The 12,981-nt window shown below is 61.2% G+C and carries 12 protein-coding genes; 9 read left to right on the forward strand and 3 right to left on the reverse strand.

Annotated elements, in window-relative coordinates:
- Positions 1 to 123: 123 nt before the first annotated feature.
- Entirely contained in the window at positions 124 to 1,023 is a 900-nt protein-coding gene (locus CRP40_RS16610) for a hypothetical protein (RefSeq protein ID WP_027913710.1), read from the reverse strand.
- A gap of 210 nt (positions 1,024 to 1,233) precedes the next feature.
- Between CRP40_RS16610 and CRP40_RS16615 the strand changes: the two genes are divergently transcribed.
- From CRP40_RS16615 to CRP40_RS16630, 4 genes are all read left to right on the forward strand, one after another.
- On the forward strand, positions 1,234 to 2,034 hold the full coding sequence (locus CRP40_RS16615; protein WP_027913709.1) for a helix-turn-helix domain-containing protein: 801 nt from the start codon (positions 1,234 to 1,236) through the stop codon (positions 2,032 to 2,034).
- Between the two features lie 63 nt (positions 2,035 to 2,097).
- Positions 2,098 to 3,504: an FAD-binding oxidoreductase gene (locus CRP40_RS16620; RefSeq protein WP_027913708.1), complete on the forward strand. Its 1,407-nt coding sequence runs from the start codon at positions 2,098 to 2,100 to the stop codon at positions 3,502 to 3,504.
- 28 nt (positions 3,505 to 3,532) lie between these two features.
- On the forward strand, positions 3,533 to 3,874 hold the full coding sequence (locus tag CRP40_RS16625; RefSeq protein WP_027913707.1) for a cupin domain-containing protein: 342 nt from the start codon (positions 3,533 to 3,535) through the stop codon (positions 3,872 to 3,874).
- 51 nt (positions 3,875 to 3,925) lie between these two features.
- Entirely contained in the window at positions 3,926 to 5,005 is a 1,080-nt protein-coding gene (locus tag CRP40_RS16630; RefSeq protein WP_027913706.1) for a polyamine ABC transporter substrate-binding protein, read from the forward strand.
- 109 nt (positions 5,006 to 5,114) lie between these two features.
- Here the strand turns inward: CRP40_RS16630 and CRP40_RS16635 are convergent, their stop codons facing one another.
- Entirely contained in the window at positions 5,115 to 6,698 is a 1,584-nt protein-coding gene (locus tag CRP40_RS16635) for a peptide chain release factor 3 (protein ID WP_027913705.1), read from the reverse strand.
- Between the two features lie 92 nt (positions 6,699 to 6,790).
- A complete protein-coding gene (locus CRP40_RS16640) occupies positions 6,791 to 7,366 on the reverse strand; it encodes a hypothetical protein (protein ID WP_027913704.1) in 576 nt (191 codons plus the stop codon).
- Positions 7,367 to 7,726: 360 nt separating this feature from the next.
- Between CRP40_RS16640 and CRP40_RS16645 the strand changes: the two genes are divergently transcribed.
- The 5 genes from CRP40_RS16645 (at position 7,727) to CRP40_RS16665 (ending at position 12,802) form a co-directional block, all read left to right on the forward strand.
- Entirely contained in the window at positions 7,727 to 8,440 is a 714-nt protein-coding gene (locus CRP40_RS16645; protein ID WP_027913703.1) for an ABC transporter permease, read from the forward strand.
- A 13-nt stretch (positions 8,441 to 8,453) separates the two neighbouring features.
- On the forward strand, positions 8,454 to 9,365 hold the full coding sequence (locus CRP40_RS16650; RefSeq protein WP_027913702.1) for a glycine betaine ABC transporter substrate-binding protein: 912 nt from the start codon (positions 8,454 to 8,456) through the stop codon (positions 9,363 to 9,365).
- Positions 9,362 to 10,015, forward strand: a complete 654-nt coding sequence (locus CRP40_RS16655; RefSeq protein WP_027913701.1) for an ABC transporter permease — start codon at positions 9,362 to 9,364, stop codon at positions 10,013 to 10,015. Before CRP40_RS16650 ends, CRP40_RS16655 begins: the two co-directional genes overlap by 4 nt.
- The gene (locus tag CRP40_RS16660) at positions 10,012 to 11,169 is read left to right on the forward strand and encodes an ABC transporter ATP-binding protein (RefSeq protein WP_027913700.1); all 1,158 of its coding nucleotides are present in this window, start codon (positions 10,012 to 10,014) and stop codon (positions 11,167 to 11,169) included. Before CRP40_RS16655 ends, CRP40_RS16660 begins: the two co-directional genes overlap by 4 nt.
- A gap of 469 nt (positions 11,170 to 11,638) precedes the next feature.
- On the forward strand, positions 11,639 to 12,802 hold the full coding sequence (locus CRP40_RS16665) for a type III PLP-dependent enzyme (RefSeq protein WP_023533340.1): 1,164 nt from the start codon (positions 11,639 to 11,641) through the stop codon (positions 12,800 to 12,802).
- The last annotated feature ends 179 nt before the right edge of the window (positions 12,803 to 12,981 follow it).

A 12,981-nucleotide genomic window follows, 5' to 3' on the forward strand; every position in this document is an offset into this window, starting at 1 on the left:
TAAACGAAAAGGGCCGCTAAGCGGCCCTTTTCGTCAGTGCATGAACAGTGCAATCAGAATGATGACTGGAATCGGTACACCCAGCATCCATAGCAATATCGAGCGCATGTTCGTTCTCCTTACTTAGCGTTGAATGGTGCGGTGAGCGACGTAGTCGCCTTCGAGCCACTGAACCTGGTCGCGACGACGACCACCGTACAGCGCGGCCAGGCTGGCGAAGAAGGCGCCGCACAGCAGGGCCACGAAGGTCCACAGGGCAGTCCAGGCAGCCACTTTGGCAGCGGTGTCTGCAGCCTGCTTGGCATCGGTTTTCAGTTGCTGAACCTGAGCCATGACCTGATCGACGCGAGCTTCGGCTTCCGGTTGGGAAAGGCGGGTGCGCTGGGCAACCAGCTGCGCCAGGTAGGCACGGTCTTCAGGTGCCAGGGCGCCGTCACCGGCAAAGCCTTTGGCCAGGATGCGAGCGGCAACACCGTTGGCCGCATCATCGCTGACAGGCGCCGGGCCCTCGCCACGGAACAGGCCGTCGACGAAGTAGTCCAGGGACTCATCCGAGGCATTGGAAGCGGCAGCGCCACCGGCAGCGGCGGTCATGCCGGCCGCTTGAGTGGCTGCACTGGCACCAGCGCCCACGATGTTGCCGGCTGTGCCCAGTACCAGCATGGCCGTTACCAGGGTAGCCACGGCCCACGACAGGAAGCCGTGTGCAGTGTCGCGGAAATACACTTCGTCGCCGTGCAGATTGGCCCATTTCACGCGCAGACGGCCGGCAATGTAGCCGCCCATGCCCGAAGCGATGATCTGGGTCAGCAGCAACCAGACAATGGTAGAGATGCCCAGGGCTTTCGCACTGGCCCCTTCATCTGCCCACGGCGAGGTCGCGGCAAAGCCGAGCCCTGCACCGAGTACCACCAGAAGGAGGGAGATGGCAGCAGCACCGGCTGCGCCAGCAAAGATTGCTGCCCAGGAAACACCTGAGCGGCTTTGTGTATCGACAACGGGATAGTCGGCAGATGAGATCATGATGTGGTCGCCTGTGTTGTTAGCGAGAAGTCCATTCGCGCATTAAACGTTGCAGCGGCTGTGCCAGTTGCCGTAAAAAATCACGCCCTTTGAAATCAACAACTTACAAAAACAGGTTAATTATTGACCGTGCAAAATGCGCGAATCGGCCTGTAGCGTCAGGTGTTCTGCATTCTTGTCGCCACGCCAGGGAAAGGGCATGATCCGTCCATGACCCTGCCCGATGGCCCGTCCCAGACACCGATTACCGCCGACACCGTGATGCGCTACCACCTGTGCTGGAAGCATCGTGATCTCGATGGCGTGATGGCGCTGTACCACCCCGACATTCAATACCACGACTTCTTTCAGAACCGTGTGCTGGGCCATGCCGAGCTGCGTACGTACGTGGGCGCCTGCCTGCCCCATGCCGCCGGCGAGGACATCGTGCACAGCGACCGTATCCGCGTCGATGGCTGCACGGCGTATATACAGTACCAAGTCACCGTGCAGGGCGGGGACGGCCTGGTGGCGTTCCAGTCCAGCGAGGCGATCACGGTCAAGGACGGTCTGATCTGGCAGGTCAATGAATACGCCACACTCGTGCGTCAGCACAGCGCAAGCAGCACCAGTCGCACCTCACGGCCCGCCACCAGCCGGCTGGGGCTGTCCCCGCGCCAGTTGTCTACCATGGCGCAAGACCTTGAGCACTACTTCCAGCGACATCGTCCGTACCTGGATCCTGACTTGAGTTTGCAACAGGTCGCCCAGGCCAGCGGTTACAGCCGCAATCAGATTTCCTACTTGCTGAACCAGGTGCTGGGCCAGCGTTTTTACCGCTACGTCAACCAAGCCCGCCTTCAGCACCTGATGACGATCCTGGCGAATGACAGCGGCCAGACGTCCATCGATGACCTGGCGTTCAACGCCGGTTTCAACTCGCTGTCCGCGTTCTACAAGTGCTTCCGCGAGCATACCGGGCTGACGCCAAAAGCCTATCTCAAACAGATTTCCTCGCGTGCACGCACGTAAGACAACCGCTGGCGTTGGCCACTAGCATCGCTCCATCACCTGATCGCTTGTGGAGCCCGGCCCATGCAGCCTCTGCGTACACTCAGCTTGTGGATGGACCAGCTGCAAGAGCCGCTGTGTGCGCGCCCTGCCCTGCGTGAAAATGTCGAGGCCGACGTCTGCATCATCGGCGCTGGCTACACAGGCCTGTGGACCGCTTACTACCTCAAGCGCCAGGCACCGCACCTCAATGTCGTGGTAATCGAGGCCAACATCGCAGGGTTTGGCGCCTCGGGGCGCAACGGCGGGTGGTTGATGGGCAATTTGCTGGGTGAAGATCGCCTGTTGGCCAGCCTGTCGCCGGTTCAGCGCCGCGCCAGCATCGAGCTGCTGCATGACATTCCAGACGAAGTACAGCGCGTGTTGCACCGCGAACAGCTCGATTGCGACTACCGCAAGGGCGGCGTGTTGTACTGCGCAGCCCGTTATCCCGAGCAGGAGCGAAGCCTGCGTGCCTACCTGGATCACTTGTACAACCTGGGCATGACCGAGGACGATTACCACTGGCTGCGTCCAGCGCAACTGCAGGGCCAGTTGCGCGTAAGCAATGCCTATGGGGCTATCTACAGCCCGCACACGGCCACGATTCAGCCGGCCAAGCTCGTCCGTGGCCTGGCCAGCGCAGTCGAGGCCCTGGGGGTGCCGATCTACGAAAACACACCGGCGCTGGACTGGCAACCTGGCGAAGTGACCACCCCGTTGGCACGCCTGCGGTGCAACTGGATCGTCCCGGCGGTGGAAGGCTATGCCGCCAGCTTGCCGCCGTTGGGCAAACACCAGTTGCCGGTTCAGAGCCTGATGGTCGCTACCGAGCCTTTGCCTGAGGCCATTTGGGCGCAGATCGGCCTCGACCAGGGACAAGCCTTCAGCGAGGGCAGCCGACAGGTGACCTATGGTCAGCGCACTGCCGATGATCGGCTGGTGTTCGGTGCCCGAGGTGGCTACCGCTTCGGTGGCAGGTTGCGTGAGGACTTCAACCTCCAGGCCCATGAAATCGAGCTGCGTCGCTACCTGTTCAGCGAGCTGTTTCCCCAACTGCGCCATGTGCGCATCACCCATTCGTGGGGTGGCAACCTGGGTATGGCGCGGCGCTTCCAGCCGCACATGCTGTGCGACCGCCAGCGGGGTATCGCGTTGGCCGGAGGCTACGGCGGTGAAGGCGTAGGCGCGACCAACCTGGGTGGTCGCACCCTGGCTGCACTTATCCTGAATCAGCAGAACGCACTCACCGGGCAGCCTTGGGTACATGACAACAGGCCGCTATCGAGCCTGGCCAGCTGGCCTCCGGAGCCCAGCCGCTGGCTGGGGTACAACGCCATCATCCAGAGTTTCGTCCACGAGGACCGTACCCTGGCCAACCCCGCGACACCGCCATGGAGACGGCAACTGGCCAGCAAGCTGGCAGATTTCATGGAAGGTTTCATGCACTGATTCTTCACCCAAACAGGACCGACCTTTCATGAGCATCACTCAGTTCAAACGGGCAGACAGCGCCGTTTTGCAGTCCAGCAGCCCTGTCGCCGTACCGCTCGGCCAACCCGTGCCGGTGACATCGACCACGAGCGTGCAACGCAGCGATGGCGTGGAGACGGGAATCTGGGAATGCACCCCAGGGCGCTGGCGACGGCAAATCACGCAACAGGAGTTCTGCCACTTCATCAAGGGGCGCTGCACCTTCACCCCCGACGATGGCGAGCCCCTGGTCATAGAAGCCGGAGACGCATTGATGCTACCGGCCAACAGCACTGGCACCTGGGATATCCAGGAAACCGTGCGCAAGACCTACGTACTTATCTTCTGATCCGCTGATCGCCTGCCTTCGATAACAACACACAAAGCAAGGTAACCCGATATGCGCACGCTTATCATCGCCCCCTTGATGCTGGCCGCCAGCGTGGCCAGCGCGGCAGAAACCGTCAAGATCTACAACTGGTCCAGTTACATCGCGCCCGACACCTTGAAGCAGTTCCAGCAAGCCACCGGCATCGTGCCCACCTACGACGTCTATGACAGCAACGAGACCCTCGATGGCAAGTTGATGACCGGCAATTCCGGCTACGACGTGGTGTTTCCATCCAACCATTTCATGGCCCGGCAAATCCAGGGCAAAGCCCTCAAGCGCCTGGACAAGTCGCAGTTGCCCAACTGGAAGAACCTCAACCCAGTGCTGCTCAAGGCCCTGGAGGGCAATGACCCAGGCAACCAGTACGGGTTCCCGTACCTCTGGGGCAGCACGGGCATCGGCTACAACATCGACAAGGTCAAAGCCGTATTGGGCGACGACGCGCCGGTCGACTCCTGGGACCTGATCTTCAAGCCGCAGTACATGAGCAAGCTCAAAGGTTGTGGCGTGGCGGTGCTGGACAATGGCCCCGAGTTGCTACCCATCGCCTTGCATTACCTGGGGCTGCCCCACCATAGCCAGAACCCGGCCGACTACGACAAGGCCAAGGCGCTGCTGATGCAGGTGCGGCCGTACATCAGCTATTTCCATTCATCCAAGTACACGGCGGACCTGGCCAATGGCGACGTCTGCGTGGTGGTCGGGTTCTCGGGGGACGTGCTCCAGGCAAAGAACCGCGCCGAGGAGGCCCACAACGGGGTCAAGGTCGGCTACTCGATACCCAAGGAGGGGGCGCCGATGTGGTTCGACATGGTGGCCATGCCCGCCGATGCGCCGGATGAAAAGGCCGGGTATGCCTACATGAACTACCTGCTGGAGCCGCAGGTAATGGCCGCCATCAGCAATCATGTGCAATACGCCAACGCCAACCTGCAAGCCGATGCGCTGGTTGACCCGGCGCTCAAGGCCAACACCATGATCTATCCGAGCGAAGCGGTGATGGGCAAGTTGTACGCGCTAGAAGCGATGCCGGCCAAGATAGACCGCATCAGGACGCGTATCTGGACCAGTGTGAAGGCGGGCAACTGATGCCTGCGCCTGCGAAAGTGGCAGGAAATGGTTGAGGTGAGCGAGGCGAACGTCGGGCCGCCCTGCTCGCGCAAGGGCCCGGCCAGCGAAGTGGCCGGGCCTTTTACGCTCAGTGGTGCTCGCGCGTGGCGCGGAACTTGACGTCAGGCCAGCGCTCTTCCATCAGCGACAGGTTGACCCGGGTGGGCGCCAAGTAGGTCAGGTGCCCGCCACCATCGATGGCCAGGTTCTCCATGGCCTTGTTCTGGAATTCCTCAAGCTTCTTCTTGTCGTCGCAGGCGATCCAGCGCGCCGACCACACGGTGATGGGCTCGTAGGCACACTCGACCTTGTATTCTTCCTTCAGGCGGCTGGCAACCACGTCGAACTGCAGCACACCGACCGCACCGAGGATGATGTCGTTGCTGCGCTCGGGGAAGAACACCTGGGTAGCACCTTCTTCGGCCAGCTGCTGCAGGCCCTGACGCAACTGCTTGGATTTCAGCGGGTCTTTCAGGCGCACGCGGCGGAACAGTTCCGGGGCGAAGTGCGGGATGCCGGTAAAGCCCAGCGCCTCGCCTTCGGTGAAGGTGTCACCGATCTGGATGGTGCCGTGGTTGTGCAAACCGATGATGTCGCCGGCGTAGGCTTCTTCGAGCTGCTCACGCTCGGACGAGAAGAAGGTCAGCGCATCGCCGATGCGAAGGTCCTTGTTCAGCCGCACGTGGCGCATTTTCATGCCCTTTTCGTACTTGCCCGAGCAGATGCGCATGAAGGCGATACGGTCCCGGTGTTTCGGGTCCATGTTCGCCTGGATCTTGAACACGAAGCCGGTGAATTTCTCTTCCACGGGCTCGACGGTACGCTCGTGGGCAACACGGCCCAGCGGGCGCGGCGCCCAGTCGACGACGGCATCGAGCACGTGGTCGACACCGAAGTTGCCCAGTGCGGTACCGAAGAACACAGGGGTCAGTTGAGCGTTGATGAATTCGTCCTGGTCGAACTCGTGGCAAGCGCCCTGCACCAGCTCCAGCTGCTCGACGAACGCGTCGTACTGGTCGCCCAGGTGGGCGCGGGCTTCGTCCGAGTCCAGATTGCGAATGATCTTGGCTTCGGTGCGCTCGTGGCCGTGGCCGGGCGTGTAGACGATGATGTAGTCACCGGTCAGGTGGTACACGCCCTTGAAGTCACGGTAACACCCGATAGGCCAGGTAATCGGTGCGGCCTTGATCTTCAGAACGGCTTCGATTTCGTCGAGCAGTTCGATCGGGTCGCGAATGTCGCGGTCGAGCTTGTTGATGAAGCTGACGATGGGCGTGTCGCGCAGGCGGCATACGTCCATCAGGGCAATGGTACGCGGCTCTACACCTTTACCGCCGTCGAGCACCATCAGCGCCGAGTCCACCGCGGTGAGGGTGCGATAGGTGTCTTCGGAGAAGTCTTCGTGGCCGGGGGTGTCGAGCAGGTTGATCATGTGCTCTCGGTACGGGAACTGCATCACCGAAGTGGTGATGGAGATGCCGCGCTGCTTCTCCATTTCCATCCAGTCGGAGGTGGCGTGGCGGTCGGACTTGCGCGACTTCACGGTGCCGGCGACGGAGATGGCCTTGCCCATCAGCAACAGCTTCTCGGTGATGGTGGTCTTACCGGCGTCGGGGTGGGAAATGATTGCGAAAGTGCGGCGCTTCGCGACTTCGGCGGCCTGGTTGGTCATGGGAAATCGCCTGACTGGGGGATTTGAAAGGGGCGATATCATACCTGAACTCTGGCGTCAGGCCAAAACCTGCCGCCACGCGCTGGCCCGCCTCAATGATCGTCCATGAGCTCCTGGCCGACATGCAGAATGTCCAGTTCCAGGTCCATGGGCTGTCCACCCTCATTGACCACATAGGCAAACCAGTGACCTGCCACCGTTTCCTTGCGATAGGCCTGAAGCGGTATGTTCGAGCGGGTATGGATACGGCCACGAATCGTCTGCCCTGGTTCGACGATGGATGTCATGCTCCGCCACTCGCCACCCTCGTCCATCTGCATGAACTTCCACAATGTTTGCTCGCCGGGAGGTGCAGCATAGAGGCCGGCGTAGCCATTGTTGCTGCAGTCGAGGTGGCAATTGGCAGACTGAAAGTCCCGCCCCGTCTTTCGGCTCCAAGACTGGATGTCGTAGTAAGGACGGCCAATCGCGGCGTCGAACAGGCAACGGAACATGAACATGTGTGGCGACTTTGTCACCAGAGAGGTGACGATCATCCAGTCATCGGCGGCGCGTGCGGCCTGTTGGCCGCGCTCGACCAATTTAGCGCAGTCCAGATACCCCGGCGCGTCCAGGGACAGACAACGTACCTGGGCGATGAACGATCGGTCATAACTGTAATTCAGCATGGCATGGGACCTGTGCAAGATTGAACAAAAACGACTTTTTTCCAGTTCGCTACAGCCCAGTATTGAAGAGGCCTATGAGCGTAATGAGCACCTGGAAACAATGACTTGCGAGCTGCGCAGGGCTGGCCAAATGCTTCCCCAGATGGGAACCTTGGTGCCTTGGGAGACGTCCATTGCCCTGAGTTGCACCTCGACTCAGGGCTGGATTCATCAGCATCTTCGATGCCCGACGGGGCTCGACTCATTGCATGAACGCTCAGCTTCAACGGCATCATGCTGCTACTCGCGAACACACCACCGCTGCCCTCGAGGGCTGGCCATGAAGAAGTGTGCTCGCCGACGACAAGAAGGAGTCCACCTGTGGCGACACGCTACGGAAAAGGGCTGTTGGGATGGGCCGCCGTGCTCGTCATCCTGGCCCTGCTGGTCCATTGGATCGGCCTCGACACGATCGCGCGCTACCGCGACGATCTGACGTTCTACCTGCAAGCGCACCTGGTTCTGGTGCTGGCTTCGATGGCGGCGGCATTGGCCGTGGGCATCCCCGCCGGCATTGCCTTGAGTCGACCGCACAGGGTCGACAAAGCCGAGCGGTTCATGCAGTTCTTCAACATTGGCAACACCATCCCTCCCTTGGCCGTACTGGCCATCGCCCTGAGCGTGCTAGGCATCGGCGCAGGGCCTGCCATTTTCGCCCTGTTCCTCGCCTCCCTCCTGCCCATCGTGCGCAACACCTACGAAGGGCTGAAAAACGTTCCCGCCTCGCTCAAGGAAGCCGCTACCGGCATCGGCATGACGCCGCGCCAGCAGTTATGGCAGGTCGAGCTGCCCAACGCCGTGCCCATCATCGTCGGCGGCGTGCGTGTGGCGCTGGCACTGAACGTGGGCACCGCCCCGCTCGCCTTCCTGATCGGTGCCAACAGCCTGGGCAGCCTGATCTTCCCCGGCATCGCCCTGAACAACCAGCCCCAGCTTTTGCTGGGCGCCGCTTGCACGGCACTGCTGGCATTGCTGCTGGACGCACTGGTGACGTTCGCCAGCAAGCGCTGGCTGGAACGTGGCCTGGCCCAATAACCCGAGGAAAACCATGAAGAACGCAATCGCCTTGCTCCTGGGCGCGGTCCTGCTGTCGGCAGGTTTTGCCCAGGCGGCAGACAAACCGTTGATCCGTATCGGCGCCCGGGTATTCACCGAACAGACCGTGCTCGCCGAAATCACTGCCCAATACCTGCGCGCCCATGGCTTCGATGTGCGCGTCACTGGCGGCCTTGGCAGCAGCCTGGCACGTCAGGCGCAGGAAACCGGGCAGCTTGACCTGATGTGGGAATACACCGGGGTCTCGCTGGTGTCCTACAACCATGTCGAAGAACGCATGCCCAGCGCGGCGGCCACCTATGCCAGGGTCAAGGCTCTGGACGCCGAAAAGGGACTGGTCTGGCTCAAGCCTTCCAAGTTCAGCAACACCTATGCATTGGCTTTGCCTAGCGAAGTGGCCAAAGCCTACCCACAGGTCAACACCATCAGCCAGTTGAACCAGGTGTTGATGGACGAGCAGGCGCGCAAGCACGTGGTTGCGCTGGACACCGAGTTCGCCAACCGGCCCGACGGCCTGGATGGCCTGCAGGCGCGGTATGGCATGCAGCTGGGGCGCGCCAACATCCGCCAGATGGATGCAGGCCTGGTCTACACCGCGCTGCGCAATGCCCAGGTGTTCGCAGGCCTGGTGTACACCACCGATGGCCGGCTCAACGCGTTCAAGCTCAAGCTGCTCGAAGACGACAAGCACTACTTCCCGGATTACACGGCAGGCCCAGTGGTGCGCAAGGCCGTACTCGACGCTCACCCGCAGTTGGCCAGCCTGCTCGCGCCTCTGGCCGAGCAATTGGACGACGAGACCATGCGCCAGCTCAACGCCAAGGTCGATGTGCAGCATCAAAGCCCCTCCTCGGTCGCGGCCGACTTCCTGCGAGAACATCCCTTGAAGGAGGTGACGCCATGACATTGCTCGACACTTTCGCGCACCTGGACTGGGCCCTGGTGCTGCAGCTGACCTGGCAGCACATCATGTTGGTGGGCGTGGCCGTGGGCCTGGCCATCCTGATCGGGGTGCCGCTGGGCATCGTCATGACCCGCTTCCCGTTCCTGGCCGGGCCCGTGCAGGCCAGCGCCACGGTACTGCTGACCATCCCGTCGATCGCCCTGTTCGGGCTGCTGTTGCCGTTTTACTCCACGTTCGGCCAGGGCCTGGGCCCGCTGCCTGCCATCACGGCGGTGTTTCTCTATTCCCTGCTGCCGATCCTGCGCAACACCTACTTGGCGCTGACCAACGTCGAGCCCGGTATTCGCGAGGCTGCCCGGGGCATTGGCATGACCTTCGGCCAACGCCTGCGCATGGTCGAGTTGCCCATCGCGGTACCGGTGATTCTCGCCGGCGTGCGTACGGCCGTGGTGATGAACATCGGCGTAATGACCATCGCCGCCACCATCGGAGCCGGTGGCCTGGGCGTCCTCATCCTCACCTCCATCAGCCGCAGCGACATGTCGATGCTGCTGGTCGGCGCCGTGCTGGTCAGCCTGCTGGCGATCATCGCCGACCTGCTTCTGCAAACCCTGCAACGTGCCCTGACTCCAGAAGGAATGCGCTCATGATCGAACTGAAAAACCTCAGCAAGACCTTCAACGTCAACGGCAAGGACGTCAAGGCCGTGGACGCGGTCAGCCTCACGGTCAATGAAGGCGAGATCTGCGTGTTCCTGGGCCCGTCAGGGTGCGGCAAGAGCACCACCCTGAAGATGATCAACCGCCTGATCACACCCACCTCGGGGCAGGTGTTCATCAATGGCGAAGACACCAGCGGGCTGGACGAGGTCAGCCTGCGTCGTCACATCGGCTATGTGATCCAGCAGATCGGCCTGTTCCCGAACATGACCATCGAGGAGAACATCACCGTCGTCCCTCGCCTGCTCGGGTGGGACAAGCAGCGCTGCGCCGAGCGCGCCCGGGAGCTGATGCACATGATCAAGCTCGAACCCAAGCAGTACCTGCAGCGCTACCCCCGGGAACTCTCCGGGGGTCAGCAGCAGCGGATCGGGGTGATCCGCGCCTTGGCAGCCGACGCCCCGGTGCTGTTGATGGACGAACCGTTCGGCGCCGTGGACCCCATCAACCGGGAGATGATCCAGAACGAATTCTTCGAGATGCAGCGGGCCTTGAACAAGACCGTGATCATGGTCAGCCATGACATCGACGAGGCCATCAAGCTGGGCGACAAGATTGCCATCTTCCGTGCGGGCAAGCTGTTGCAGCTGGATCACCCGGACACCTTGCTGGCGCACCCGGCCGATGACTTCGTAAGCAACTTCGTCGGCCAGGACAGCACCCTGAAGCGGCTGCTGCTGGTACGTGCCGAAGATGCAGCTGACAATGCCCCGGCGGTGAGCCCGCAGACCCCAGTGCATGATGCGCTGGAGCTGCTGGATGAACATGATCGCCGCTACGTGGTGGTGACCGATGCCGCGAACAAGGCGCTTGGCTATGTGCGCCGACGCGACATGCACCGCCAGCAAGGCACGTGCGCCGACTTCCTACGGCCGTTCAACGCCACGGCGGCGCACGATGAGAACCTGCGTATCTTGTTGTCGCGCATGTACGAGTTCAACCGCGCCTGGCTCCCAGTACTGGACGCCGAGCAGGTGTTCCTGGGCGAGGTCACCCAGGAGTCGATTGCAGCCTACCTGAGTTCGGGCCGCTCGCGCGGAGCGAAATCCACCATCGTCTCGCCCGCCGAGATGGTGACGTCCTAAAAGCCTCTCATCGCAAAAAAAGACGTGACGAGGGCGGACGGAACAAAAAATTCACGGACCGTTTTCTGAACGCCCGTACCAGGCTCGGGTGGCCATAAATATGAACACCCGAGCCTACCTTTCGCACCTCTCGATGAGCTCCAAAAGCACGTCGTGCCCATGCAGAGGGGCTTGGGTTTAAGCCCCCTGCTCAGGGCTATTCCACAATTCTTTACGTCTGAAGCGCACCGGGGAACATCAGCCGCTCACATGGGTCGTTTATCCCAGGCGTGGCAGCTCGATCATCGCCGATTCATCAGGGATTGCCTGTTGATTCTGCCGAGTTCACGCCCTAAAGTGCGCGCCGAACATCCATGCTGGAAACGATCCATCCGGCTCAAGTACTGAGTAGGCGAACCAAAGTGGGGATACGGAGGACGTTCAGTTTGCAGCCACTTAAATTTTCAGTTTGCCCATGGAGTCCCTGAGCATGTCGATCCAGGTCGAAGACTATTTCGCACGCGACACCTTCCAGAAAATGAAGGCGTTTGCCGACAAACAGGAAACGCCGTTCGTACTCATCGATACCCAGATGATCAGCAAGGCTTATGACGACCTGCGCGCCGGGTTCGAATTCGCCAAGGTGTACTACGCCGTCAAGGCCAACCCAGCCGTCGAGATCATCGACCTGCTCAAGGACAAGGGCTCGAACTTCGACATCGCCTCCATCTACGAGCTGGACAAAGTGATGAACCAGGGTGTCAGCGCCGACCGCATCAGCTACGGCAACACCATCAAGAAATCCAAGGACATTCGCTACTTCTACGAGAAGGGCGTGCGCCTGTACGCCACCGACTCCGAGGCAGACCTGCGCAACATCGCCAAGGCCGCTCCAGGCTCGAAAGTGTACGTGCGTATCCTGACCGAAGGCTCCACCACCGCTGACTGGCCGCTGTCGCGCAAGTTCGGTTGCCAGACCGACATGGCCATGGACCTGTTGATCCTCGCCCGCGACCTGGGCCTGGTGCCCTATGGCATCTCCTTCCACGTGGGCTCGCAACAGCGCGACATCAGCGTGTGGGACGCCGCCATCGCCAAGGTGAAGGTGATCTTCGAACGGCTCAAGGAAGAAGACGGCATCGAACTGAAGCTGATCAACATGGGCGGCGGCTTCCCGGCCAACTACATTACCCGCACCAACAGCTTGGAAACCTATGCCGAAGAGATCATTCGCTTCCTCAAGGAAGACTTCGGTGACGACTTGCCGGAAATCATCCTGGAGCCGGGCCGTTCGCTGATTGCCAACGCCGGCATCCTGGTTAGCGAAGTGGTGTTGGTGGCACGCAAGTCGCGCACGGCCGTCGAGCGCTGGATCTACACCGACGTCGGCAAGTTCTCGGGCCTGATCGAAACCATGGACGAGTCCATCAAGTTCCCGATCTGGACCGAGAAAAAGGGCGAAACCGAGGAAGTGGTCATCGCCGGGCCTACCTGTGACAGCGCCGACATCATGTACGAGCACTACAAGTATGGTCTGCCGCTGAACCTGGCCATTGGCGATCGCCTGTACTGGCTGTCGACCGGTGCCTACACCACCAGCTACAGCGCGGTGGAGTTCAATGGGTTCCCGCCGCTCAAAGCCTTCTACCTGTAATCCATGACGGGGCCCAAAGGCCCCGTTTTCATGTCTGCGCAATAAAGCCGACCGCACGTTGGTCACCGGCGCTGCACCTCCCGCCACTCACCTTATGAATGTGAACGAATCTCAATTGCCGCGTGCTGGAGCTTCCATTAACATCCGCCAGCGCGACGCAGGGTGCGGCGGCGATACAA

This window comes from Pseudomonas sp. URMO17WK12:I9 (assembly GCF_900230165.1).
In the GTDB taxonomy this organism is placed as follows: domain Bacteria; phylum Pseudomonadota; class Gammaproteobacteria; order Pseudomonadales; family Pseudomonadaceae; genus Aquipseudomonas; species Aquipseudomonas fulva.

Coding starts and splice junctions, on each gene's coding strand:
- CRP40_RS16650 (WP_027913702.1), top strand. CDS start 8,454: ATGAAGAACGCAATCGCCTTGCTCCTGGGCGCGGTCCTGCTGTCGGCA.
- CRP40_RS16610 (WP_027913710.1), bottom strand. CDS start 1,023: ATGATCTCATCTGCCGACTATCCCGTTGTCGATACACAAAGCCGCTCA.
- CRP40_RS16630 (WP_027913706.1), top strand. CDS start 3,926: ATGCGCACGCTTATCATCGCCCCCTTGATGCTGGCCGCCAGCGTGGCC.
- CRP40_RS16660 (WP_027913700.1), top strand. CDS start 10,012: ATGATCGAACTGAAAAACCTCAGCAAGACCTTCAACGTCAACGGCAAG.
- CRP40_RS16625 (WP_027913707.1), top strand. CDS start 3,533: ATGAGCATCACTCAGTTCAAACGGGCAGACAGCGCCGTTTTGCAGTCC.
- CRP40_RS16635 (WP_027913705.1), bottom strand. CDS start 6,698: ATGACCAACCAGGCCGCCGAAGTCGCGAAGCGCCGCACTTTCGCAATC.
- CRP40_RS16665 (WP_023533340.1), top strand. CDS start 11,639: ATGTCGATCCAGGTCGAAGACTATTTCGCACGCGACACCTTCCAGAAA.
- CRP40_RS16615 (WP_027913709.1), top strand. CDS start 1,234: ATGACCCTGCCCGATGGCCCGTCCCAGACACCGATTACCGCCGACACC.
- CRP40_RS16620 (WP_027913708.1), top strand. CDS start 2,098: ATGCAGCCTCTGCGTACACTCAGCTTGTGGATGGACCAGCTGCAAGAG.
- CRP40_RS16640 (WP_027913704.1), bottom strand. CDS start 7,366: ATGCTGAATTACAGTTATGACCGATCGTTCATCGCCCAGGTACGTTGT.
- CRP40_RS16655 (WP_027913701.1), top strand. CDS start 9,362: ATGACATTGCTCGACACTTTCGCGCACCTGGACTGGGCCCTGGTGCTG.